The sequence below is a fragment of the Flavobacterium soli DSM 19725 genome, from assembly GCF_000422705.1.
GTDB classification, from domain to species: Bacteria; Bacteroidota; Bacteroidia; order Flavobacteriales; family Flavobacteriaceae; genus Flavobacterium; species Flavobacterium soli.
On record NZ_AUGO01000001.1, the window covers coordinates 88,044 to 111,610 of the forward strand.

At 37.0% G+C, this 23,567-nt stretch carries 16 protein-coding genes; 2 read left to right on the forward strand and 14 right to left on the reverse strand.

The window, feature by feature from the left end:
- Window positions 1-341: 341 nt before the first annotated feature.
- A complete protein-coding gene (locus G508_RS0100405; protein WP_169628004.1) occupies window positions 342-4,259 on the forward strand; it encodes a fibronectin type III domain-containing protein in 3,918 nt (1,305 codons plus the stop codon).
- A gap of 79 nt (window positions 4,260-4,338) precedes the next feature.
- Here G508_RS0100405 and queG read toward each other — a convergent pair whose 3' ends face one another.
- From queG to G508_RS0100465, 12 genes are all read right to left on the reverse strand, one after another.
- Complete coding sequence (gene queG, locus G508_RS0100410; RefSeq protein ID WP_026703467.1) at window positions 4,339-5,265, reverse strand: tRNA epoxyqueuosine(34) reductase QueG; 927 nt, start codon at window positions 5,263-5,265, stop codon at window positions 4,339-4,341.
- 47 nt (window positions 5,266-5,312) lie between these two features.
- Entirely contained in the window at window positions 5,313-5,666 is a 354-nt protein-coding gene (locus G508_RS0100415; protein WP_026703468.1) for a four helix bundle protein, read from the reverse strand.
- A gap of 61 nt (window positions 5,667-5,727) precedes the next feature.
- Complete coding sequence (gene ruvB / locus G508_RS0100420) at window positions 5,728-6,750, reverse strand: Holliday junction branch migration DNA helicase RuvB (RefSeq protein ID WP_026703469.1); 1,023 nt, start codon at window positions 6,748-6,750, stop codon at window positions 5,728-5,730.
- Between the two features lie 39 nt (window positions 6,751-6,789).
- Entirely contained in the window at window positions 6,790-7,092 is a 303-nt protein-coding gene (locus G508_RS0100425; protein ID WP_026703470.1) for a GNAT family N-acetyltransferase, read from the reverse strand.
- Window positions 7,093-7,192: 100 nt separating this feature from the next.
- Complete coding sequence (locus G508_RS0100430) at window positions 7,193-8,992, reverse strand: cytochrome c oxidase subunit I (protein ID WP_026703471.1); 1,800 nt, start codon at window positions 8,990-8,992, stop codon at window positions 7,193-7,195.
- Between the two features lie 40 nt (window positions 8,993-9,032).
- Window positions 9,033-10,202 carry a cytochrome c oxidase subunit II gene (locus G508_RS0100435; RefSeq protein WP_026703472.1) on the reverse strand — a complete coding sequence of 390 codons (1,170 nt, stop codon included), beginning with the start codon at window positions 10,200-10,202 and terminating at the stop codon, window positions 9,033-9,035.
- An 18-nt stretch (window positions 10,203-10,220) separates the two neighbouring features.
- Window positions 10,221-11,735, reverse strand: coding sequence for a quinol:cytochrome C oxidoreductase (locus tag G508_RS0100440; protein ID WP_026703473.1), 1,515 nt, complete (start codon window positions 11,733-11,735; stop codon window positions 10,221-10,223).
- Window positions 11,736-11,759: 24 nt separating this feature from the next.
- Window positions 11,760-12,305 carry a c-type cytochrome gene (locus tag G508_RS0100445; RefSeq protein ID WP_026703474.1) on the reverse strand — a complete coding sequence of 182 codons (546 nt, stop codon included), beginning with the start codon at window positions 12,303-12,305 and terminating at the stop codon, window positions 11,760-11,762.
- 8 nt (window positions 12,306-12,313) lie between these two features.
- Window positions 12,314-12,841 (reverse strand): DUF3341 domain-containing protein, encoded by a 528-nt coding sequence (locus tag G508_RS0100450; protein WP_026703475.1) that lies wholly within the window; start codon window positions 12,839-12,841, stop codon window positions 12,314-12,316.
- Complete coding sequence (nrfD, locus tag G508_RS0100455) at window positions 12,834-14,237, reverse strand: NrfD/PsrC family molybdoenzyme membrane anchor subunit (RefSeq protein WP_026703476.1); 1,404 nt, start codon at window positions 14,235-14,237, stop codon at window positions 12,834-12,836. The genes G508_RS0100450 and nrfD overlap by 8 nt, the downstream gene beginning before the upstream one ends.
- Window positions 14,238-14,272: 35 nt before the next feature.
- Complete coding sequence (locus G508_RS0100460) at window positions 14,273-17,335, reverse strand: TAT-variant-translocated molybdopterin oxidoreductase (RefSeq protein WP_026703477.1); 3,063 nt, start codon at window positions 17,333-17,335, stop codon at window positions 14,273-14,275.
- Between the two features lie 67 nt (window positions 17,336-17,402).
- Window positions 17,403-18,725, reverse strand: a complete 1,323-nt coding sequence (locus G508_RS0100465) for a c-type cytochrome (protein WP_026703478.1) — start codon at window positions 18,723-18,725, stop codon at window positions 17,403-17,405.
- A 218-nt stretch (window positions 18,726-18,943) separates the two neighbouring features.
- On the opposite strand from G508_RS0100465, the gene G508_RS0100470 reads away from it, so the two are divergent.
- Window positions 18,944-19,333, forward strand: coding sequence for an SPOR domain-containing protein (locus tag G508_RS0100470; protein ID WP_026703479.1), 390 nt, complete (start codon window positions 18,944-18,946; stop codon window positions 19,331-19,333).
- Window positions 19,334-19,381: 48 nt separating this feature from the next.
- Here the strand turns inward: G508_RS0100470 and infB are convergent, their stop codons facing one another.
- Window positions 19,382-22,270: a translation initiation factor IF-2 gene (infB, locus tag G508_RS0100475; protein WP_026703480.1), complete on the reverse strand. Its 2,889-nt coding sequence runs from the start codon at window positions 22,268-22,270 to the stop codon at window positions 19,382-19,384.
- A gap of 51 nt (window positions 22,271-22,321) precedes the next feature.
- Window positions 22,322-23,566 (reverse strand): transcription termination factor NusA, encoded by a 1,245-nt coding sequence (nusA, locus tag G508_RS0100480; protein WP_026703481.1) that lies wholly within the window; start codon window positions 23,564-23,566, stop codon window positions 22,322-22,324.
- Window position 23,567: the final 1 nt, after the last annotated feature.

Sequence of the window (23,567 nt, forward strand, 5' to 3'; positions counted from 1 at the left end):
TTTATCAGGAGCGAATCGGTTGGTTCATTTGGAATCTTCGTTCCCGCTTTCCACTACTATCTTTTTGTTCCGAACCCCGGAACAAAAAGGATAGTAGCTCCAATCGGGGCTAAACGGCAAACGTCCTTTCCTTTGGAAACCGTCCCAAAGAGTACCATTCTGCATCTACAATTATAGTTTTACAAAATTCACAAATAATTAATTATCAATATATTAACTTCCTTGTAGTACTTTTGTTTCCATTAGTTTTAGAGTCATTTTGCCGAAGCTATATTTTATAGTGTTTTCTTTATACCCAGCAAAGAAACCCCACAAATTATAATTTCAAAAAACAAATGACCATGAAGAAAATTACATTTATACTGCTGTTTTTTATGGCAGTGACTTTTTCTGGTTTTGCTCAAGTACAAATTGGTACAGGAACAAACCTAGATCAAAAAGTGCCCTTCAATGCAAGCTTCGGCTATTCTTACAGTCAATCGATTTATTTGGCTTCAGAAATCAATGCCTCAGGAACAATAACTTCCCTTCAGTGGTATTATGCTGGAAGCGGAGCCTTGCCCAATAACCAACAGTTGGTTATCTATTTGGGAACTACCACTAAAACATCTTTTACTTCGCTAACCGACTGGGAGCCTGTCACCAATTTGACGCAAGTCTATTCAGGAGGCATCACAACCGATGAAGCACCAGGATGGAAAACCATCACCTTGACCACTCCATTTGTCTACAACGGAACCAGTAATCTAGTGGTAGCAGTTGATGAAAACCAAGAACTATGGGATAACTATGATGATAAATTTTACAATACTGCCGTTACTGAACCACGTTCTATCTTTTACTACAACGATTATGAGAATGTAGACGCTGCTAATCCGCCAGAAGCGTATGAAACAATTGGTTTTGTCCCTACCATTATTTTTGGAGGTATTACTCAAGCTTGCCCAACGCCGTTTTATATAGCCATGAGTAATGTCACTACTACCACTGCAACGGTTTCTTGGCAGGCTCCAGACAGTGCTCCAGCAGAAGGAAGTGGCTATTATTTATCGACATCAAGCACTCCGCCAACGGCTACCACAACGGCTACCGATAATATACTTTCTGGATCTTCTATAGCAATTGACGATTTGCAACCCGAAACCGTATATTACATTTGGGTTAGAAACAATTGTGGTGATGACTTGTACAGTGCTTGGTCGGCCATTACAATTTTCAAGACAGATTGTTTGCCTGTTACTACTTTCTCCGAAAATTTTGATGCTGTTGCAACACCAGACTTACCTTCATGTTGGAATAAGATCTTAACCGGTACGGGACTCTCACCTTATGCAAAGATTGAAACCATAAGCTCACAAAGTCAATCTCCAAGCAATGCTGTAATGCTGACGAGTTCTGACTCTAATGAAACGTCCACTAATATCATTTTAGCTTCCCCTAATCTCTCGACACTTGGAGCTGGAACACATCGATTGAGGTTCTATGCAAAGGGAAATGGCAATTTGCAAATAGGTACATTGAGTACAAATGACAACAGTGCCGTTTTTACAGAAATGCCAGATGGGGATATTGATACCAATAGTACTTTCACGCAATATGTAGTTGATTTTACTTCCTATACGGGAACGGATCATTACGTTGGAATTCGTTTAGCATCTCCTTTTGCTTCGGTTTATATTGATAATGTTATTTGGGAATTGGTACCTTCTTGTCCTGATGTAACGGATATTCATGTTCCTTTTGTGACAACAAGCGGTGCTACTATTAGCTGGACTAGTGGGAATCCTGTACCTACAGTTTCTTGGGATGTGGCTATTGGAACTGCTACCGATGAAAATCCAACTGCTTTACCTTTTTTCAACTCAACAGCAACAGATAAAAATATTGATGATTTATTGGATAACACCGATTATAGAGTGTGGGTTAGAACAGTTTGCAGTTCCGAAAATGGTGCTTGGATTGGACCAATTGCATTTAAGACTGCCTGTTTACCAACAACCAGTTTCTATGAAAATTTCAACACAACAACAACTCCTGAATTACCAAATTGCTGGAGCAAAATCATGAGAGGTGAAGAGCTATCAGAATATTCGTGGGTAGAAACTACACAATATTCTGATATCTTTCCAGAACCCAACATCACGATGCAATTATACAACGATGATTCTGGATCAACTGCGGAATTGATTTTAGTTTCTCCAAATCTATCTACCACGCTACCTCTTGGCACCTACAGATTGAAGTTTTATGCCAAACATGCAGAAGAAGATATTGCTTCTGTGGATATCGTGACCTTGGATAGCAATACTGCTACAGCTGTTACAAATCTTATTGAAACGGTAGAACTATCTGACGAGACTACTCAATATGTAGTTAATTTCGATAATTATACTGGAACTGATCCCTACATTGGCATCAGATTGAATACCACAGCAACCTATGAATCTGTTTTTATAGACAATATTTTATGGGAAATTATTCCTTCTTGTCCAGATGTCACACTGGTAAATGTTCCTTCAACATTACCTGACGGAGCTACAATAAATTGGACAGGAACTGGTGCTGAAGATACATGGGATGTTGCTGTAGGACTTGAAACAGACACAAATCCTGCTTCATTGGCTTTCGAAAACTTTGAAACAAATACTGCAGAAATTTCAGCTTTGTTAGACAATACGATTTATAATGTATGGGTGAGGTCGGTTTGTACTGGTAATGACAAAGGAGCTTGGATAGGGCCTGTTGCATTTAAAACAGCTTGTTTGCCTGTTCCTACTTTTACTGAAGATTTTGAAACTTCTCCAACTCCCGATTTACCATCTTGCTGGAGCAAAATTATAAGAGGTGAAACGGTTTCTGAATATGCTGAAATAGAAACTTCTCCATGGTCAAACATGCCTGATCCTACTACTGCTGTGTTAATGAATACTTCTAATTCAACCGCAACTGACGATATCATCCTAGTCTCTCCAATGGTCAACACCTTGTCTACAGGCCTTTATCGCTTGAAGTTTATTGCAAAAGGAATTAGCACATTACAGGTAGGAACTCTAAATGCAAATACCAATACAGCCATTTTTACGAACGTAGAAACGGTAACAACAACGAATATTCCTACTCAATATGTAGTGGAATTTACTACCGATAACGGAACTGATTCTTATATTGGTATTCGTGTCAATAGTGATGTTGAATATACGTATGTAGAAATCGACAATATTGTATGGCAACCCATTCCACTATGTCCAGATGTAACTTCTTTAGAGAAAACAGCCACTACAATGAATACTGCTACAATAGCGTGGGATAATAATGCTGATTTATGGGAAGTGGCAATTGGTGCGACTTCTGTCACAGATCCAAGCACCTTGACGGCAATTGAAGTAATTGACCCTGAACATACTTTTGATGATTTAACAGCGGGAACATCCTATAATGTTTGGGTTCGGGCTATTTGTGGCACTTTAGGCAATGGCGCTTGGAACGGTCCTTTTATGATTACTTCCCAATGCCTTGGAACTTCAGTACCCTACATAGAAGATTTTGAAACGGCTACAAATCCTGAATTACCTGGCTGTACATCTTCCTTAAATCTAGCCGATGCACCAAGTACTTGGTATACCAACTACTATCCAGGTTATGGATTTGAAAACAGCACTTTAACCTATTTAGGGGATTTATATACAGATGCTAATGCATGGTTCTTTACAAGAGGTATTAACCTGACTGCTGGCGAAAGCTATACGGTTTCCTACAGATATGGCGGTGCATCAACTGATACCTTTTTTTATAATAACAATTTAAAAGTAATGTATGGTACAGAAGCATCTCCAATGGATATGACCTTACCGGTGGCTGAATATTTAGATTTTGGATTGGATGCACCTGTTTCACAAGCAGTGACGATTACACCTCCCGCAACTGGAGTCTACTATTTTGGATTCAACGTGTTTTCACCGAATAACAGCTATTATATGTATATTGATGATATTAAGGTTGAAAGTGCCTTATCTACTAGCGAATTTGATATGGCTCATTTCAATTATTATCCTAATCCGGTTAAGAATATTTTGAACATTTCATACATCAATGATATAACTTCGGTAGTAATTTATAATATTCTAGGCCAGGAAGTAATGACAAAATCTGTAAACGACAATTTGGCTAAAATTGATATGTCTTCTCTATCACAAGGAACGTATTTAGTAAAAGTAACCTCTGGTAACTCGACTAAAAATATAAAAGTGATTAAGTCATAATTTTATAAACGCTCTTTAAACTAAAAAAGACAGGTAATTATACCTGTCTTTTTTGTTTTGTATCTTTTTAAGGCTGAATTTATTTTTTTAAGAAGTCGATATTTCGTTTTAAACCTTCAAACTTGGTACGCTTTACTGGAGAGTTTTTAAATACAGCCCGAAACGTTTCTTCGGTAATTTCGTCCCAGTCTTTTTTAGACATCGACAACAATTCAGGATTCGGATTGAATAACGGTTCGCTGTGCGGTTTCGAGAATTTATTCCACGGGCAAACATCTTGACAGGTATCACAACCAAAAGCCCAATCATCGAAACTGCCTTTCATTTCCTGTGGTATATTTTCCTTGAGTTCAATTGTAAAATACGAAATACATTTACTTCCATCCACGACATAAGGAGCCACAATTGCTTGTGTCGGACAAGCGTCAATACAAGCTGTGCAACTTCCGCAATGGTCGGTTGTAGCATGATCATATTCTAATTCTAAATCAATTATTAATTCGGCTATAAAGTAGAAAGAGCCTACTTGCTTTGTAAGCAAATTACTGTTTTTTCCAATCCATCCTAGTCCACTCTTTGACGCCCAAGCTTTGTCTAAAACAGGTGCGGAATCTACAAAAGCTCTTCCTGAAACTTCACCTATTTCATTTTGAATAGAGAATAAAAGCTCCTTTAATTTTTCCTTGATGACAAAATGGTAATCTTGTCCGTAGGCATATTTGGAAATCTTATAGGCTTCTGGATTTTGTGTTTCTGAAGGATAATAATTTAAGAGTAACGATACAACAGATTTGGCATCATCAACTAAAAGTGTCGGGTCAAGACGCTTGTCGAAATTATTTTCCATATAGGTCATCTGACCGTTCATGTTGCTATTCAACCAATTTTCCAAACGCGGAGCTTCAGTTTCAAGAAAGCCTGCTTTCGATATACCACAAGACATAAATCCGAGACGCTTGGCCTCGGATTTTATGAATGCTGCATATTTTTCTTTGTTTGAGATCAAGATGGAAGTTGGGAGATGGGAGATGGAAGAAAAACCAATCCTATCAATTATTTTAGTTGAGATTTAAAAGCAATTGTCATATTCATAAGATTAAAAGAATCATTATATAATTTATTAAATACATCCTCAGTCATATAACCCCTTCTTTTTGCTTTATATAAACAAGTTACAACTTCAGCAATCGATCGAATGGAATATCCTAAAAACCTACCGAATTCCGCCTTTGATTGCTCAATACTTCCTTCAGAAATATTTAGCGCAACTGAATCAGAAGCCCTTACTATTTGTGAACAAAGATTATAGATTTCATTTTTAGGAAACGTCATAGATAGCCTATGAATTTCTTCTCCAAAATCCATTGCTTTCTGCCAAATAATTAATTTTTCAAACTTGAAACTCATTTAATCACTTTCATTAATTCTACTAATTCTTCCATCTCCCAACTTCCATCTTCCCGACTCTCTAAAAAAGTCCACCTTGAATGTTTGTCCTAATTTTACCTAGATGCTGATAGGCTTTCTCTGTTACTTCTCTTCCTCTTGGCGTTCTCATAATAAAACCCTCTTGTATAAGGAACGGCTCATAAACCTCTTCTATGGTTTCGCTGCTTTCTGAAACGGCTGTTGCCAAAGTGGACAATCCTACTGGTCCTCCTTTGAATTTATCGATAATTGTGGTTAGGATTTTATTGTCCATTTCGTCCAATCCGTGAGCATCAACGTTTAGTGCTTTTAGAGAGAATTTTGCTATTTCGATATCTATTTTTCCGTTGCCTTTTATTTGGGCAAAATCACGAACACGTCTTAATAGTGCATTGGCAATTCGAGGTGTTCCGCGACTTCTTCCTGCAATTTCGATTGCCGCTTCCATGGTGATGGGCATTTTTAATATCGAAGAACTTCGTTGAACGATTGTGGTTAAAAGTTCGGTATTATAATATTGTAAACGGCTCTGGATTCCGAAACGGGCTCTCATTGGAGCTGTCAACAATCCGGAACGAGTTGTAGCTCCGACCAATGTAAATGGGTTCAGATTGATTTGAACTGTTCTGGCATTTGGACCTGATTCAATCATAATATCAATCTTGAAATCTTCCATTGCAGAATAGAGATATTCTTCTACGATTGGACTCAAACGATGGATTTCGTCTATAAAAAGTACATCTCTTTCTTCAAGATTGGTTAGTAAACCGGCCAAATCTCCTGGTTTGTCTAAAACGGGCCCTGAAGTTATTTTGATCCCCACTCCAAGTTCGTTTGCCAAAATGTTTGCCAATGTTGTCTTTCCTAATCCTGGAGGTCCATGAAAAAGGGAATGATCCAAGGCTTCATTTCGTTGATTGGCGGCTTGAACAAAAACTTTTAGGTTATCCAAAATCTGATCCTGACCCGCAAAATCATCAAAGGATAGTGGCCTTAATCTTTTTTCCAGATCGAGTTCTTCTGGATTATAACCGTTGTTGGTTGGGTCTAAATTCTCATTCATCTGGCAAATATAGTCATTAGAGATTTTCTTTAAATAGAATTATTTGCTAACGTTATATCCTTTTGCTAAAATGGATTGCCATTCGGGATTTTTGACCAAATATTTTGCTACAAAGGGACAAAGTGGTGCCAATGTATAATTATGCTCTTTAATGTGGTTTAATGCTTTCTCAACAATCTTAGTTCCGATGCCTTTTCCGCCAAGAGATTTTGGGACTTCGGTATGGGTCAAAAACATTACGTTGTCATTAGTCAAAATATATTCAATGAAAGCCAGATGTCCTTCAACTTCCATTTCAAATCTTTTCTTGTCTTCGTTTAAAACAAATTCGTAATCATTCATAATAGCTGTTTTTATTATTCATAAAAGTAATTAATAATCCTTAGATAATCCCAATAAAAAAAGCCCTGAACAAACAGGGCTTTCTAATATAAAAGTAATCTTAGTGATTTAAAACTTCTTCACCTTCTTTCATCGGGATATGCTGAGGAACGAAATCTTCATCATGTCCTGGCTTACTGTAGTCGTAAGGCCATCTGTGAACTTCAGGAATTTCTCCTGGCCAGTTTCCGTGCATGTGTTCTACAGGAGCTGTCCATTCAAGTGTATTTGATCTCCAAGGATTTTGTACTGTCTTCTTACCGTAGAAAATACTACTGAAGAAGTTATACAAGAAAACCAATTGGAAAGCACCACCTACCAAAGCGAAGATTGTGATCAAAACGTTTACGTTTTGCAAATCATCAAACAATGGGAAGTTTGTATTGGTATAGTATCTTCTTGGTAAACCTGCCATACCGATGAAGTGCATTGGGAAAAACACCCCGTAGGCACAAACTGCAGTTACCCAAAAGTGAATATAACCTAAATTTTTATTCAACATTCTTCCGAACATTCTTGGGAACCAGTGGTAGATTCCAGCAAACATTCCGTAAAGTGCCGAGATACCCATTACAAGGTGGAAGTGAGCTACAACGAAATACGTATCGTGAACGTTGATGTCAAGTGTACTGTCTCCAAGGATAATCCCTGTCAAACCACCTGAGATAAATGTTGATACCAATCCGATAGAGAACAACATTGCAGGATTCATCTGCAAGTTACCTTTCCAAAGTGTAGTAATGTAGTTGAACGCTTTTACAGCAGAAGGAATTGCAATCAACAAAGTTGTGAATGTAAACACAGATCCAAGGAATGGATTCATTCCCGAGATAAACATATGGTGACCCCAAACGATAGTTGAAAGGAATGCAATTGCTAATATAGAAGCAATCATGGCACGGTAACCGAAAATTGGCTTACGTGAGTTGGTTGCAATAATTTCAGATGTAATACCCAAAGCCGGTAATAATACAATATATACTTCAGGGTGACCTAAGAACCAGAACAAGTGCTCGAACAATACCGGTGAACCACCTTGATAGTGTAAAACTTCTCCAGCGATATAAATATCAGATAAGAAGAATGAAGTTCCGAAACTTCTGTCCATTATAAGCAACAATGCCGCAGATAAAAGTACAGGGAAAGAAACGATACCAATTACAGCAGTAATAAAGAATGCCCAAATTGTAAGAGGAAGTCTAGTCATAGACATACCTTTTGTTCTCAAGTTGATAACGGTTACCACATAGTTCAAAGATCCCATCAAAGAAGATGCGATGAAAATTGCCATAGAAACCAACCATAAAGTCATACCAGTTCCTGAACCCGGAATTGCTTGTGGCAATGCAGATAAAGGTGGATAAATTGTCCATCCTGCAGATGCTGGCCCTGACTCTACGAATAAAGAAGAAACCATGATTACACTTGAAAGGAAAAACAACCAGTAGGAAATCATGTTCATGAATCCAGAAGCCATATCACGTGCTCCAATTTGAAGCGGAATCAGTAAGTTACTAAAAGTTCCACTCAAACCAGCAGTCAATACAAAGAATACCATTATCGTTCCGTGGATGGTAACCAACGAAAGATAAGCATCATTTTTCATCACTCCACCTGGAGCATATTGTTCACCAAGGAAGAACTTGAAAACACCGAAAGATTCTTCCGGCCAAGCCAACTGCATTCTGAAAAGCATGGACATTCCCACACCAATGATTCCCATGATAATACCTGTTATCAAGTATTGTTTAGCAATCATTTTATGATCAATACTAAAAATATATTTAGTAATGAAAGTATCCTTGTGGTGGTGTTCGTGTTCGTGATCGTGTTCGTGATGATCGTGTCCGTGATCTGACATATATTATAATTTAAATTTTATTTAAAAATATATTTGTTTATTATTTTACTGCTGCAACAACTTTTGTTGTATCAACTGCTACTGCTATAGTGTCTTTTGCTACTGGTGATGAAGGTCCTTGAGGTTCTTCGGCAGAAGCTTTCTCTGGTTTAACTGATTCAACCAAGGTAGGTTTTTCACTTAACCATTTTTTATAATCTTCTGGAGTGTCTACTACAATTTTCATTTGCATATTGTAGTGCGAAGCTCCACAAATTTTATTACAAAGCAATAAGTAATCAAAAGTGTAAGGATCTAATGGAGATTCCCCTTTGGCAACTAAGACAGCACTTCTTTTAGCACGTTCCTTGTTGATGTTAGCCACTTTTTCGGTCATTTTTTTACTTCCTCTATATTCCTCAGTTGTTTGTGTAGGAGTGAAAGCAAATTGAGTAACCATACCAGGAACACAGTTCATTTGAGCTCTAAAGTGAGGCATATAAGCAGAGTGCAATACATCTTGAGAACGCATTTTGAACAATACTTTTTTACCTTTTGGAATATGAAGTTCAGTAACCACTTTATCATCTTGTGCATTTGGATCAGCCAAATCAACACCTAAAGTATTTACACCTTCAATGTAACGAACGTTTGCTTTACCAAGCACATTATCTTCACCTGAATATCTAGCTTCCCAAGCAAATTGTTTTGCATAAAGTTCGATAACGATTACATCTTCTTCTTTCTCATTAACAAACATAATATTTGTCCAAGCATATAATCCGTAAAGAATTAAACCAGCTAAAACAACCGCAGGAATAACAGACCAAATGAATTCCAACCTGTCATTATCTGCAAAATACAATGCTTTTCTATCTTTATTTCCTCTGTATTTAAAAGCAAAGTAGTGCAATAAAACCTGAGTAATAGCTTGAACAATAAAGATCAAAACCCAAGTGATGTTCATCAATCTATCTACATCTTTTCCATGTTCAGAAGCTGGATTGTCTAAAACCAAATGTCCCCAGGCGAAAAGTCCATAAATAGTGAATATGTAGATGAATGCCAAGAAACCAAACATCAAATATCCTTGAACATTATTGTCCTTGTCAGTGGCAACTTGCACATTATTTGCACCTTGTCCAACTTGAGTCAAATCGAATATTTTAGTCAACTGCCAAAGAGCAATAGCTAATAAAACTAAAACTATAATTACCAACAAACTTGTCATCTGTTTTTACTTTAAATATTAATAATGAAAATGCTTACTTTCCTCAATAAATGGATTTCTTTTTGCCAATAGTGGAGATTTAGTAAGTGCTGAGAAAACAACAAATATAAACAACCCTACAAAGAAAAGTAAAGATCCAATTTCAGGAATTCCTATGAACCATTGATCGCCAACTGTTGCAGGCATAATCATATTATAAAAATCTACATAGTGACCCAGCAAGATTACTGTTCCAGCCATAATGATGATCCAAGTCAGACGTTTGAAATCTGTGTTGATCAATATCAAGATTGGGAAAACGAAGTTCATCACTACCATTCCGAAGAAAGGCAAGTTATAGTCTTCAATTCTTGTAATGAAATACGTAACCTCTTCTGGAATGTTTGAATACCAGATCAACATGAATTGAGAAAACCATAAATACGTCCAGAATACACTTATACCGAACATAAATTTCGCTAAATCGTGAATGTGACTTGTATTTACAAACTCTAAATATCCTTTTGATTTCAAGTATAAAGTTACCAATGCAATTGTTGTGATTCCGCTTACGAAGAAACTTGCAAAAACATACCATCCAAACAATGTACTGAACCAGTGTGGGTCAACCGACATAATCCAATCCCAAGACATGATAGATTCTGTAACGATAAAGAATACAAGGAATGCCGCTGACATTTTGAAATTCTTTTTGTAGAAGGTATTGTCATTCGCTTCATCTTGAGCAAGACAGTTTTTTCTAGAATAATATCTGTATAAATTCCAACCGATTAGGAAAATTGCAGCTCTGATCAACCAGAAAGGCACATTTAAATATCCTGTTTTTCCAGCGATAAGTTTGTCATAGTTTTCATGCCCAACAACATCTACACCTTCATTCATCCATACGAATAAATGATTGAAATGCAATCCCGTTAACACCAAAATTATGAAGAAAATTACTGAACCCCAAGGAAGATATGCTGAGATACCTTGCATCACTCTGAACAATACTGGAGACCAACCTGCCTGAGCAACTTGCTGGATTGCATAGAAAGCCAAGGCTCCTAATGAAATCAACATGATAAAAAGACAAGCTACGTACAAAGCAGCCCAAGGCTTGTTTTGCAATTGGTGCAATACGTGGTGCAGGTGTTTTTCATGTTCTGCATGAGCATCAACATGCTCTGTAGTTTTATGTTCAGCAACATGATGATCTTCTGCTACAACTGCAGCAACTTCAGTAGAATCGTGAGTCGCCTCGTGGTGAGCTACTGTATCATTTGCTTTAACACTGTCTGAAACACTATGAGTAGTTTCTACTTCTTTATGAGCATCACCTTCTGCAGCATGAGCTTCATGATTTGCTTCGCCGTGTCCTGCTGTTGCATGTTCATCGTGAGCATCACCATGACCGTGACTATCGGCTGCAAGAATTTTTTCTACTTCTGCAATATCTTTTGGTGCATTTAAAAAACCAATTCCAATACCAACAGCACCTAATACCATTAGGACAATTGAAAAAGTTTTTAATTTGCTAGAAAATGTGTACATATCTTATATATCAGTGTTATACAATTATAATTCGCTTTTCAACTTCATTACATAAGAAGCCACCATCCAACGCTCATCAGCTGATAGTTGGTTGGCATGAGATCCCATAGCGTTCAAACCATACGTTTCAACATGAAAAACACTTCCTTCAGTAATTACTCTGTCTTTATAGCTAGGAACCCCTAAGAATTTCTCTCTTTTAGATAAATTCCCTTTTCCATCTCCTTTTTCTCCATGACAAATTGCACAATAAATACCATACAACTGAGCCCCTTTATCAGAAGTTTTAGCTACAGAATCCAAAGGAGACTTTAAATTCGCTTTCGCCAATTCGTAACCCTCTGTTGTATTTGGATATTCGTAAGGTACAAACCCTCTTTTTATTGCTCCATCAGGAACCAATTGTCCTTCTTTTCCATTTCCAAAAGCATCAGACTCTGCATAAGTTTCATAACTTACTGCTTCATACATGTTCGGGAAGTATTGGTAATTAGGACTTTTTTTATCAAAGCAAGAAGTTACTACTGCTGATAATCCTAATACAACTACTATTTTATTTAAGCTTTTCATATCTACTATTAATGCTTTTCGATTACTTTAACTTCTACGGCACCTGTATTCTGGAAAAAAGAAACTAATTCTTCTTCGTTATTGTTTACAGCAACTTCCATCAAGAAGTGATCATCTGTTGTTCTTACATCTGGATTTTCAGCTTGCTTGAATGGCCATAATCTACTTCTCATATAAAAAGTAATAACCATTAAGTGAGCTGCAAAAAACACAGTCATCTCAAACATTACCGGTACAAAAGCTGGCATGTTTTCAATATAACTGAAACTTGGTTTTCCACCAATATCTTGAGGCCAGTCAGAGATCATGATATTATTCATCATCCAAGTAGCGAAAGACAAACCACACAACCCGTAGATAAAAGCACAAATTGCTAATCTGGTTGGTGCAATTCCCATAGCTTTATCCAATCCGTGAACTGGAAATGGCGTGAAAACTTCTTCGATATGGTGATGAGCAGCACGGGTTTTCTTAACCGCGTCCATCAACACATCATCATCATTGTAAATAGCGTATATAACTTTATTACTACTCATGGTGTGAATCTTTATTTGCTTCTCTTAATTTTTTATAATTTTCTCCAGATGATTTCAAGATTGTTTTTACCTCTGCTTGTGCAATTACTGGGAACGAACGAGCATAAAGTAAGAACAATACGAAGAAGAAACCAATTGTCCCGATGAATATTCCGATATCCACAAATGTTGGTGAGAACATTGTCCAAGAAGATGGAAGATAATCTCTGTGAAGTGAAGTTACGATAATTACGAAACGCTCGAACCACATACCAATGTTTACAACGATTGAGATTACGAAAGAGAACATGATACTTGTTCTTAATTTCTTAGACCACATGAACTGCGGAGAGAAAACGTTACAAGTCATCATTGCCCAATATGCCCACCAGTAAGGTCCAGTAGCTCTATTCAAGAATGCATATTGTTCGTACTCTACTCCAGAATACCAAGCTACAAATAACTCTGTAATATAAGCAACACCAACGATAGAACCAGTAATCATGATTACGATATTCATCAATTCGATGTGCTGTATTGTGATATAAGCTTCAAGGTTAGAAACTTTTCTCATAATAATCAACAATGTATTTACCATTGCAAATCCTGAGAATACCGCTCCAGCAACGAAATATGGAGGGAAGATTGTTGTATGCCATCCTGGAATTACAGAAGTAGCAAAGTCAAAAGATACGATTGTGTGTACAGAAAGTACAAGTGGAGTTGCCAAACCTGCAAGAACCAAAGAAACTTCTTCGAAACGTTGCCAGTCTTTTGCTCTACCGCTCCAACCGAAACTCAATATTGAATATACTCTTTTTGTGAAAGGTGTGATTGCTCTATCTCTAAGCATTGCAAAATCTGGAAGCAAACCTGTCCACCAGAAAACCAATGAAACTGAAAGGTAAGTTGAGATTGCAAATACGTCCCAAAGCAATGGTGAGTTAAAGTTCACCCATAATGAACCGAATTGATTCGGAATTGGTAAAACCCAGTAGGCTAACCATGGACGACCCATGTGGATGATTGGAAATAAACCTGCTTGAATTACAGAGAAGATAGTCATTGCTTCTGCAGAACGGTTAATGGCCATTCTCCATTTCTGACGGAATAATAATAATACGGCAGAAATCAAAGTTCCAGCGTGACCGATACCAACCCACCAAACGAAGTTCGTGATATCCCAAGCCCAACCAACTGTTTTATTTAATCCCCATGTTCCGATTCCTGTAGATATAGTGTAAATGATACAACCTAATCCCCATAAAAAGGCAACTAAGGCAATAGTAAATACTGTCCACCATTGTTTATTGGCTCTTCCTTCAACAGGTGCAGCTACATCTACTGTTATATCGTGATAAGATTTATCACCAATAACTAAGGGTTTTCTAATGGGTGCTTCGTAGTGAGACGACATAATCCTTTTATATTGTTACTTAATAATTTATTTGACTAGGTATTTCTAACTTTTACGTGGTAGATAACGTTTGGCTGAGTTCCAACATGCTCTAACAAATGATACATTCTATCATCTGCTTTCAATGTGGCAACTTTACTTTCTTTATCGTTAACATCTCCAAAAATCATAGCTCCAGAAGAACAAGCTGCTGAACATGCTGTTTGGAATTCACCATCTTTAATTGCTCTACCATCACGTTTTGCATCAAGGATTGTTTTTTGTGTCATTTGAATACACATAGAACATTTCTCCATAACTCCACGAGAACGAACATTAACATCTGGATTCAATACCATACGACCTAAATCATCATTCATGTGATAATCAAATTCGCTGTTTTTACTGTACAAGAACCAGTTGAAACGACGTACTTTGTAAGGACAGTTGTTTGCACAATAACGAGTACCCACACATCTGTTGTATGCCATGTGATTCTGACCTTGACGGCTATGAGAAGTTGCAGCAACTGGACAAACTGTTTCACAAGGTGCGTGATTACAGTGCTGACACATTACTGGTTGGAACGCTACTTGAGGATTTTCTGAAGCCATTTCCATTTCTCCAAAACCTCCCAATGAACCTTTATCTCCAAATAGGCCATTGAATTCTTCTTTCTTCGTATTATCTCCTTCAAAAGTTGTTTCAGAAGAATAATACCTGTCAATACGCAACCAGTGCATATCACGGCTTCTTCTAACTTCTGATTTACCAACAACTGGAACGTTATTTTCAGCGTGACAAGCGATAACGCAAGCTCCACAACCTGTACAAGCATTCAAATCGATTGACAAATTGAAATGATGTCCAACCGAACGATCGAAAGAAGTCCACAAATCAACCTCTACAGCTTTTACCGGATTATGATCCAATGAAACCATTGGCTGAATGTTCCACTCTTTAGCATTTTGAGTATTAAAAACTTCTAAAGTAGTTTCTTTGATAATATCCCCACGTCCCATTAATGTCTTTTGCAACTGAACACAAGCAAACTCGTGATCACCAGCAGCTTTAGTTACATTAACCGACTGAACATTATTAAAATTTTTATATAAAACGTAAGCATTAACACCTACTTGCATTTCTTCTTTTAAAGCTGCCTTTTTACCATATCCTAATGACAAACCAACAGTTCCAACGGCTTGACCTGGCTGGATAATTACGGGTACTTTTTCTAATTTTGTACCACCCACTTCAAGATCTGCATAGCTTCCGTTCAAACCTCCATTAGCAACATTATAGTTTTCTAATTTCAATCTGTCAGCATCTGCTTTAGAAATCGTGATGTAGTTATCCCAAGAAACTCTTGTAATTGGATCTGGAAACTCTTGCAACCAAGGGTTGTTTGCCTGTTGTCCGTCACCCATACCTGTTTTAGTATAAAGCACTAATTCTAATCCTGAAACAGCTTTTGATTGAGCCAATGCATTTGCAGCACCAGCATAATCAGCAGAACCTCCAGCAGCAGCCGAAACAGCTCCTACAAAAACACCATCATGAACTACTTTGTTCCAAGTTGAACCTGATAAATAGGAAGCAGAATTTGCTTTTAAATAATCATAGTAAGTTGCTGTATTTCCTGTCCAAGACAATAAGATATCTTGAAACTGTTTTGTTTCAGCAAATAAAGGACGAATCGTTGGTTGTGTTAATGAGTATGTTCCTTTTGTAAGTGACAAATCATTCCAAGATTCTAAATAATGAGTAGTTCCTACAGCAATATTTGAAGCTAAAGCCGTCTCATCTTCTTTTAAAGAAATTGCAACAGATAAAGTAACTTTTTTCAAAGCCTCAACAAATTCATTGTTGTTTGGCATTGAATAGGCTGGATTCACACCACTCATAATTAAAGTATGAACGCTTCCTGCTTTCATATCATTTACTAACTGAGCTACTTTTGCGTTAGATCCTTTTCTGATTTGACGTGTTCCCGAAGTGGTAAATGCTTCGCTTGATAATGATGCATTAATTGCTAAAACCAACAATTGAGCATTTTTATCATCAATTCCAGAAACCAAAACTCCTTTTGAACCAGAAGCTTTCAATTGTTGAGCCGCTTTTGTTACTTCAGCATCAAACTTTCCAAGATTGACAGCAACAGCAGAACCTGTTACGATATTATATATTTTTACTAATGCTTGTTTTTGTATAGCCGTTGTCATCGGAAAACGCTTATCAGCAGCCGCTCCAGACAATGTCATATTCGATTCAAACTGGAAATGTTTCGACATTTTTCCGTTTTTAGGAACTCTGCCTTGAGCATAACCTGCATCATATCCCCCACCTTGCCAATCTCCAAGAAAATCAGCTCCAACTGAAACAATTGTTTCTGCCTTTGAGAAATCATAATCCACTAAAGCTCTTTCTCCATAAGCCGCTTCAAAGGCATCTAAAGCTTCTGAAGAAGAAACTGCATCATAAACAACATGTTTCGCACTTGGATTAGCCGCTATAAATTCAGCGATTAATTTCTCTGTAGATGGACTAGCCAAAGTTGGTGTCAACAAAACCACTTGTCCGCCTTTTGCCTTAGCATCAGCCAAACTTGCTTTTACTTTTGCATCTACTTCACTCCAGCTTGCTGTTTTACCAGCTATTTTTGGTTGTTTCAAACGCAAACTGTCATATAAAGACAAGATTGACGCATGAACTCTTGCATTTGCAGAAAACTTAGCTCCTGCAATGGTATTGTTCTCAATTTTAATAGGACGCCCTTCTCTTGTTTTTACTAATAAATTAGCAAAATCAAAACCGTCAAATACTGTAGTTGCATAATAATCCGCAACTCCAGGAATGATTTGTTCTGGCTGAACTACATAAGGAATAGATTTGATAACCGGACCTTCGCAAGCCACTAGAGATGCTGCAGCAGTGCTGAATCCAACGTACTTTAAGAAATCACGACGTGTTGTTGAGGAAGCTGACAAAGCAGCATCATCTCCTAAAAATTCATCCGTAGGGATAGCTTCAACAAATTCGTTATTTCTTAACGTCTCAACAATAGAACTATTTTCGTTTAGCTCTTCAACACTTTTCCAGTATTTTTTGTTTGATGACATCTTATATAAATATTAGCTTCTTAATTATTTTCTTTACTTGTTTTGTATTACTGCTTTTCAACAATAATTAATAGTGACATTTACCACACTCCAAACCACCCATATCGGCAGCTGTAAGTTTGTCTTTGCCATATTTTTTAGCAAGCTCGTCGTGAATTTTCGTATAGTATTCATTTCCTTCCATCTTAACATCAGTCTCACGGTGACAGTTAACACACCATCCCATTGTTAGAGGAGCAAACTGCTTCATCACTTCGTAAGTTTCAACTGGACCGTGACATTTTTGACATTCAAGACCTGCAACCGAAACGTGCTGAGAGTGATTAAAGTAAGCGAAATCAGGAAGATTGTGGATTCTAACCCATTTTACCGGCTTAGTTTTTCCTGTATATTTTTGAGTAGTTTTGTCCCAACCTACTGCATCGTATAATTTTTGGATTTCAGCAGTATAGAACTCTTTGCTGTATTCCACATAAGTAGAATCTTTATCACCTTGGAATTCAGAAATGTTTTTGTGGCAGTTCATACAAACATTCAATGAAGGAATACCTGCATTTTTACTAACCCTAGCCGAAGAGTGACAGTATTTACAATCAATACCATTATCACCAGCGTGAATTTTGTGAGAATAATGAATTGGTTGAATTGGAGCATAATCTTGATCGATACCTACTTGCATAAAGAATCCATATACAAAATAAGCACTTGAAAGCAACAATAGGATTGCCGTAACCAAAACCAAGAATTGATTTTTAGCATAAGCTTTCCAGATTGGCATTGTAGCTTCTTTTTCAACCACTTCAATTCCATTTGCTTTAGCGATCTTATTCAAGACATTACTAACCAAGAACAACATTACAACCAACATCGCCATTACAAGCACCAAAGCACCAAGAACGATATTATTTGAAATTCCTGAACCAGCTGATTCACCACCAGGCAAATCTTTTTTCACCTCAGCTACTGGAGCTACCTCAGAAGTATAAGCCAAGATATTATCAATATCTGCGTTTGACAATTGAGGAAAAGCAGTCATTACCGACTTATTGTTTTCTTCAAAAACCTTAACCGCTGCCGCATCTCCTGACTTAATCAATGCCTGACTGTCTTTGATCCACTTGTACAACCAATCCTTGCTGTATTTATCAGCAACACCTCTCAATGCCGGACCTGTCATTTTTGCATCTAATTTATGACATGCCGCACAATTAGAATTAAACAATGCTTTTCCCGCAGCAGCGTCACCAGCAGCAGCTGGAGCCGAAACCGTTTCTGCAACAGGAGCTGCAGGTGCGTCTTGAGAAAATGATTTAGCGGAAATTGTTAGCATCAAAGCTAAACTGAATAGTAAAATTCTTGAAATCGAATTATGGTTACCCACCTTTTTCATATTTTAAATGATTATCGACTAATTTTTGGTATGATTTTTTCTGTGTATAAAATCAGAGAAAACCTTATAGGTCATTTATAATTTGGACAAAAATACGATTTAAGAACTATTCTCAAAACCCTAAATATATCTTAATTCTTAATTTATATTTATTCTAAATAATTTTATTCTTTCGTTTAAACCTATATATAGTACATTTGTTTAAAAAACACCACTTTATGAAAAATTTAGGATTACATTCTTTTAAAATTATAGTCTTTTCAACTCTCTTGTTCTCTTCATATTCGTATTCTCAGGACGAAAAAGTTACTGTTACTCAAGATTCAAAATTTGAGAATTTATTAAGTGAAAAAAGAAGAATAAACTCCTCCATAACCATAAATGACCGCTATAAAATTCAAATTTTTAATGGTGATAGTGAAAATTCTAAAAAGACTTTGAATGAATTCAAAAGGGAATTCAAAACGCTTGATGGGACCATAATCTTCAATACCCCTTATTATAAGGTATGGGTTGGTAATTTTAAAACCAAAATTGAAGCCGAAAGAAACCTCATAGCACTTCAAAAAAAGTATCCGAATGCTCTACTTATAAAGCCTAACAAATAGGCATAAAAAAATCCCGATTGCTCGGGATTTTTTATTTTATAGAAATTCTTATTTCAGTTTTTTCTTCACTGCAACTTCTTGGAAAGCCTCAATAACATCGTATTGTTCGATTTCATTGTATCCTTTGATTTGCATACCACAGTCATACCCTTTAGAAACTTCCTTCACATCATCTTTGAAACGTTTCAAAGCAATCAATTCACCTGTGTGAATCACAACCCCTTCTCTTATCAAACGTATTCTTGACGAACGGAATATTTTTCCATCGGTAACCATACAACCTGCAATTGAACCCACTTTCGAAATTTTGAATATCTCTCTGATTTCGGCAGTTCCTGTAATCTCTTCTTTCATTTCTGGAGACAACATTCCTTCCATTGCATCCTTCAAATCGTCAATTGCATCGTAGATGATCGAGTAATTACGGATATCGATTTCTTCCTTATCAGCTAACTGTCTTGCATTTCCTGCTGGACGAACGTTAAATCCGATGATGATGGCATCTGAAGCAGAAGCCAACATTACGTCAGTTTCGGTAATTGCTCCAACACCTTTATGGATGATATTAATTTGAATTTCTTCGGTAGAAAGTTTAGAGAATGAATCTGATAATGCTTCAACAGAACCATCAACGTCACCTTTAAGGATTATGTTCAATTCTTTAAACTGTCCTAATGCAATACGACGACCGATTTCCGCAAGGGTAATGTGGCGTTGTGTACGTACTGATTGCTCACGCATTAATTGAGTACGTTTTGCAGCAATTTGTTTTGCTTCTCTTTCATCTTCAAAAACGTTAAATTTATCACCCGCTGTTGCCGCACCATCCAAACCTAAAACCGATACTGGAGTTGAAGGACCCGCTTCTTTCACAACATTTCCTCTCTCATCATGCATCGCTTTGATCTTACCGTGGTGTTTTCCAGCAAGCATATAATCTCCTACTTTCAAAGTTCCGTTTTGAACCAAGATTGTAGAAACATATCCTTTTCCTTTATCCAAGAAAGCTTCAACAACAGTTCCTGAAGCAGCTCTGTTTGGATTTGCTTTCAATTCAAGGATTTCAGCTTCTAATAAAACTTTTTCTAATAAATCTTTTACACCTGTACCTACTTTTGCCGAAATATCATGCGATTGGATTTTTCCACCCCAATCTTCAACAAGCAAGTTCATACCTGCCAATCTTTCCTTGATTTTCTCTGGATTAGCATTTGGTTTATCCACCTTATTGATGGCAAATATGATTGGAACACCTGCTGCTTGAGCATGGCTGATTGCCTCCTTTGTTTGTGGCATGATGTCATCATCCGCTGCCACAACGATAATAGCGATATCAGTAACTTGTGCTCCACGAGCTCTCATCGCAGTAAACGCTTCGTGACCTGGTGTATCAAGGAATGCAATTTTTTGACCATTATCCAAAGTTACTCCGTAAGCTCCGATGTGCTGTGTAATACCTCCCGACTCTCCAGCAATTACATTTTCTTTACGAATATAATCCAAAAGTGATGTTTTACCGTGATCGACGTGACCCATTACCGTAACAATTGGCGCTCTAGTCTCTAAATCTTCTTCAGAATCCACAACATCTTGGATAGAATCTTCTAATTCTGTTGTTATGAATTCTACTTCGTAACCAAATTCGTCAGCAACGATTGTCAAAGTTTCAGCATCAAGACGCTGGTTCATGGTAACCATTATTCCTAATGACATACAGGTTCCAATTACTTTCGTGATTGGCACATCCATCATTGTTGCAATTTCACCAACGGTAACAAATTCTGTTACTTTGATTGTTTTGCTTCCTTCTTCTAATGCTCTTTGTTCGTCATCCGATTTCTGACGGTGCGTATCCCTCTTGTCTCTTCTGTATTTGGCCGCTTTTGATTTACCACCTTTACCTTGAAGTTTTTCAAGAGTTTCTCTAATTTGATTTTTTACTTCTTCCTCTGTAGGCTCCACTTTTGCGACAATTGCCGGACGGTTTCCTTTTACGAAACCTGGCCTTGCACTTCTGTTAGCATTATTTCCTCCCGTTCCCGGAGCATTTGGACGAATTATATTTCCTGGAGTTGCAGTCCCACCAGTTTGACCTGGCGCTCCTGGTTTTCCTGGGATTCTTTTTCTCTTATTTTTATTATTGTTATTATTGGCTGTGCCTGGAGCACCAGGAGTACCCGGTTTGTTTGGAACAATTTTAGGTTCTTCTTTTTTCTTTTTAGGCTTATTGAATTGAGATAAATCAATTGTTTTTCCTGTAAAAGTTGTTCCTGACAATTGAACATATTGCGTAGTAATTGCTTCGTCAGCGGGTTGTTCAGGAGTGGTAGTTACTGGAGCTTCTGCTTTTGGCGTTTCTGCTTTTGGAGCTTCTTCTTTTTTAACAACTGCCACTGGTTTTTCCTCCACCTTTTCAATTTTTTTCTCAACCACTACAGGTTTCTCCTTTGGAGTTTCTTGCTGAACTGGTTTTTCAACTACAACTTCAGGTGTTTTTTGTACTGGAGGAGTTTCAACAGGTTTTGCTGGAGCTACAGGCTCTTCTGCTTTTACAGCTGGTGTAGCTTTTTTAGGATTTAGATCAATCGTTCCTACTTGTTTAGGACCTGTCACTACAGCTTTCGCCTTGATAACTTCTTGCTGTCTTAAACGTTCTTCATCCAATTTGCGTTTTTCTTCGATTTCTTTCTCTCTCTCGATACGCAACGCTTCTTTTTCTTTTCTTTTTTCTTCACTTACTTCCAGTGAAGCTTCCTTTTTCCCCTTATCGCCAGCAAATTGATTTTGTAGGATACCATATTCTGCATCAGAAATTTTGGCGTTTGGATTTGCATCAATAGCAATTCCCTTATCTTTCAGATAATCAACGGCTCTTTCTAACGAAATATTGAATTCCCTTAAAACCTTGTTTATTCTTATTACTCTCTCTTCAGACATAAAAACTTTTTATTATTACCTATTTTGTTGTGTTGTTGTAAGAAGAGTTAATTAGGCATTAAACTCTTCATTTAATATTCTCATTACATCCAAAATCGTTTCCTCTTCTAGATCTGTTCTTCTAACCAAATCGTTCACATCTTGTTTCAAGATGCTTCTTGCTGTATCTAAACCAATTTTAGCAAATTCTTCAATAACCCAAGCTTCGATTTCGTCTGAGAATTCTGTTAATTCAACATCATCTTCTTCTTCAGCGATGTTTCCTTCTCTAATTACATCTAGCTCATATCCTGTTAATTGACCAGCCAATTTTATGTTATGACCTCCTCTACCAATTGCTTTTGATACTTCTTCTAATTTCAAAAACACTTCAGCTCTTTTTGTTTCTTCATTGATTTTGATTGAAGATACTTTAGCAGGGCTTAATGCTCTTGTAATATACAATTGAATGTTTGTTGTATAATTGATAACATCGATATTTTCATTTCCTAATTCACGAACAATTCCGTGAATACGAGAACCTTTCATACCAACACATGCTCCAACAGGATCAATTCTATCGTCATAAGAATCTACAGCTACTTTTGCTTTTTCGCCTGGAATCCTTACTACGTTTTTCACCATAATCAAACCGTCGAAAACCTCTGGAATTTCTTGTTCAAATAATTTTTCTAGGAACTTTTCTGAGGTTCTAGACATAATAATTTGAGGTTTATTTCCTTTCAATTCAACGTTTTCAATAATTCCTCTAACATTATCTCCTTTACGAAAAAAGTCAGATGGAATTTGTTTTTCTTTTGGAAGAACGATTTCATTTCCTTCATCATCCACCAAAATTACAACTCTTGGACGAACATGGTGTACTTCTGCAGTATAAATTTCACCTATTAGATCTTTAAATTGCTTGTATAGATTTGTATTGTCGTGTTCGTGTATCTTAGAAATAAGGTTTTGACGCAGTGCCAAAATAGCTCTTCTTCCTAAATCAATCAATTTTACTTCTTCTGAAACCTCTTCTCCAATTTCGAAATCAGGCTCAATTTTTCTAGCTTCTGTTAGGGTAATTTCAAGGTGATCCAAATCAAGGTCATCATCTGCCACAATCACTCTTCTCTGCCATATTTCCATATCTCCTTTATCAGGATTGATGATGATGTCAAAATTATCATCAGAACCAAATTTCTTTTTCAATGCGTTTCTAAACACATCTTCCAAAATTGCCATAAGCGTTACACGATCAATGAGTTTGTCATCTTTAAACTCTGAAAATGATTCGATTAATGCTAAATTCTCCATA

What these genes read in the sequence shown, in the direction of transcription:
- G508_RS0100425 (WP_026703470.1), bottom strand. Translation starts at nt 7,092, where the DNA reads ATGAATGATTACGAATTTGTTTTAAACGAAGACAAGAAAAGATTTGAA.
- G508_RS0100450 (WP_026703475.1), bottom strand. Translation starts at nt 12,841, where the DNA reads ATGAGTAGTAATAAAGTTATATACGCTATTTACAATGATGATGATGTG.
- G508_RS0100470 (WP_026703479.1), top strand. Translation starts at nt 18,944, where the DNA reads ATGAAAAATTTAGGATTACATTCTTTTAAAATTATAGTCTTTTCAACT.
- nrfD (WP_026703476.1), bottom strand. Translation starts at nt 14,237, where the DNA reads ATGTCGTCTCACTACGAAGCACCCATTAGAAAACCCTTAGTTATTGGT.
- G508_RS0100435 (WP_026703472.1), bottom strand. Translation starts at nt 10,202, where the DNA reads ATGACAAGTTTGTTGGTAATTATAGTTTTAGTTTTATTAGCTATTGCT.
- G508_RS0100415 (WP_026703468.1), bottom strand. Translation starts at nt 5,666, where the DNA reads ATGAGTTTCAAGTTTGAAAAATTAATTATTTGGCAGAAAGCAATGGAT.
- infB (WP_026703480.1), bottom strand. Translation starts at nt 22,270, where the DNA reads ATGTCTGAAGAGAGAGTAATAAGAATAAACAAGGTTTTAAGGGAATTC.
- ruvB (WP_026703469.1), bottom strand. Translation starts at nt 6,750, where the DNA reads ATGAATGAGAATTTAGACCCAACCAACAACGGTTATAATCCAGAAGAA.
- G508_RS0100430 (WP_026703471.1), bottom strand. Translation starts at nt 8,992, where the DNA reads ATGTCAGATCACGGACACGATCATCACGAACACGATCACGAACACGAA.
- G508_RS0100405 (WP_169628004.1), top strand. Translation starts at nt 342, where the DNA reads ATGAAGAAAATTACATTTATACTGCTGTTTTTTATGGCAGTGACTTTT.
- G508_RS0100460 (WP_026703477.1), bottom strand. Translation starts at nt 17,335, where the DNA reads ATGTCATCAAACAAAAAATACTGGAAAAGTGTTGAAGAGCTAAACGAA.
- G508_RS0100445 (WP_026703474.1), bottom strand. Translation starts at nt 12,305, where the DNA reads ATGAAAAGCTTAAATAAAATAGTAGTTGTATTAGGATTATCAGCAGTA.
- G508_RS0100440 (WP_026703473.1), bottom strand. Translation starts at nt 11,735, where the DNA reads ATGTACACATTTTCTAGCAAATTAAAAACTTTTTCAATTGTCCTAATG.
- nusA (WP_026703481.1), bottom strand. Translation starts at nt 23,566, where the DNA reads ATGGAGAATTTAGCATTAATCGAATCATTTTCAGAGTTTAAAGATGAC.
- G508_RS0100465 (WP_026703478.1), bottom strand. Translation starts at nt 18,725, where the DNA reads ATGAAAAAGGTGGGTAACCATAATTCGATTTCAAGAATTTTACTATTC.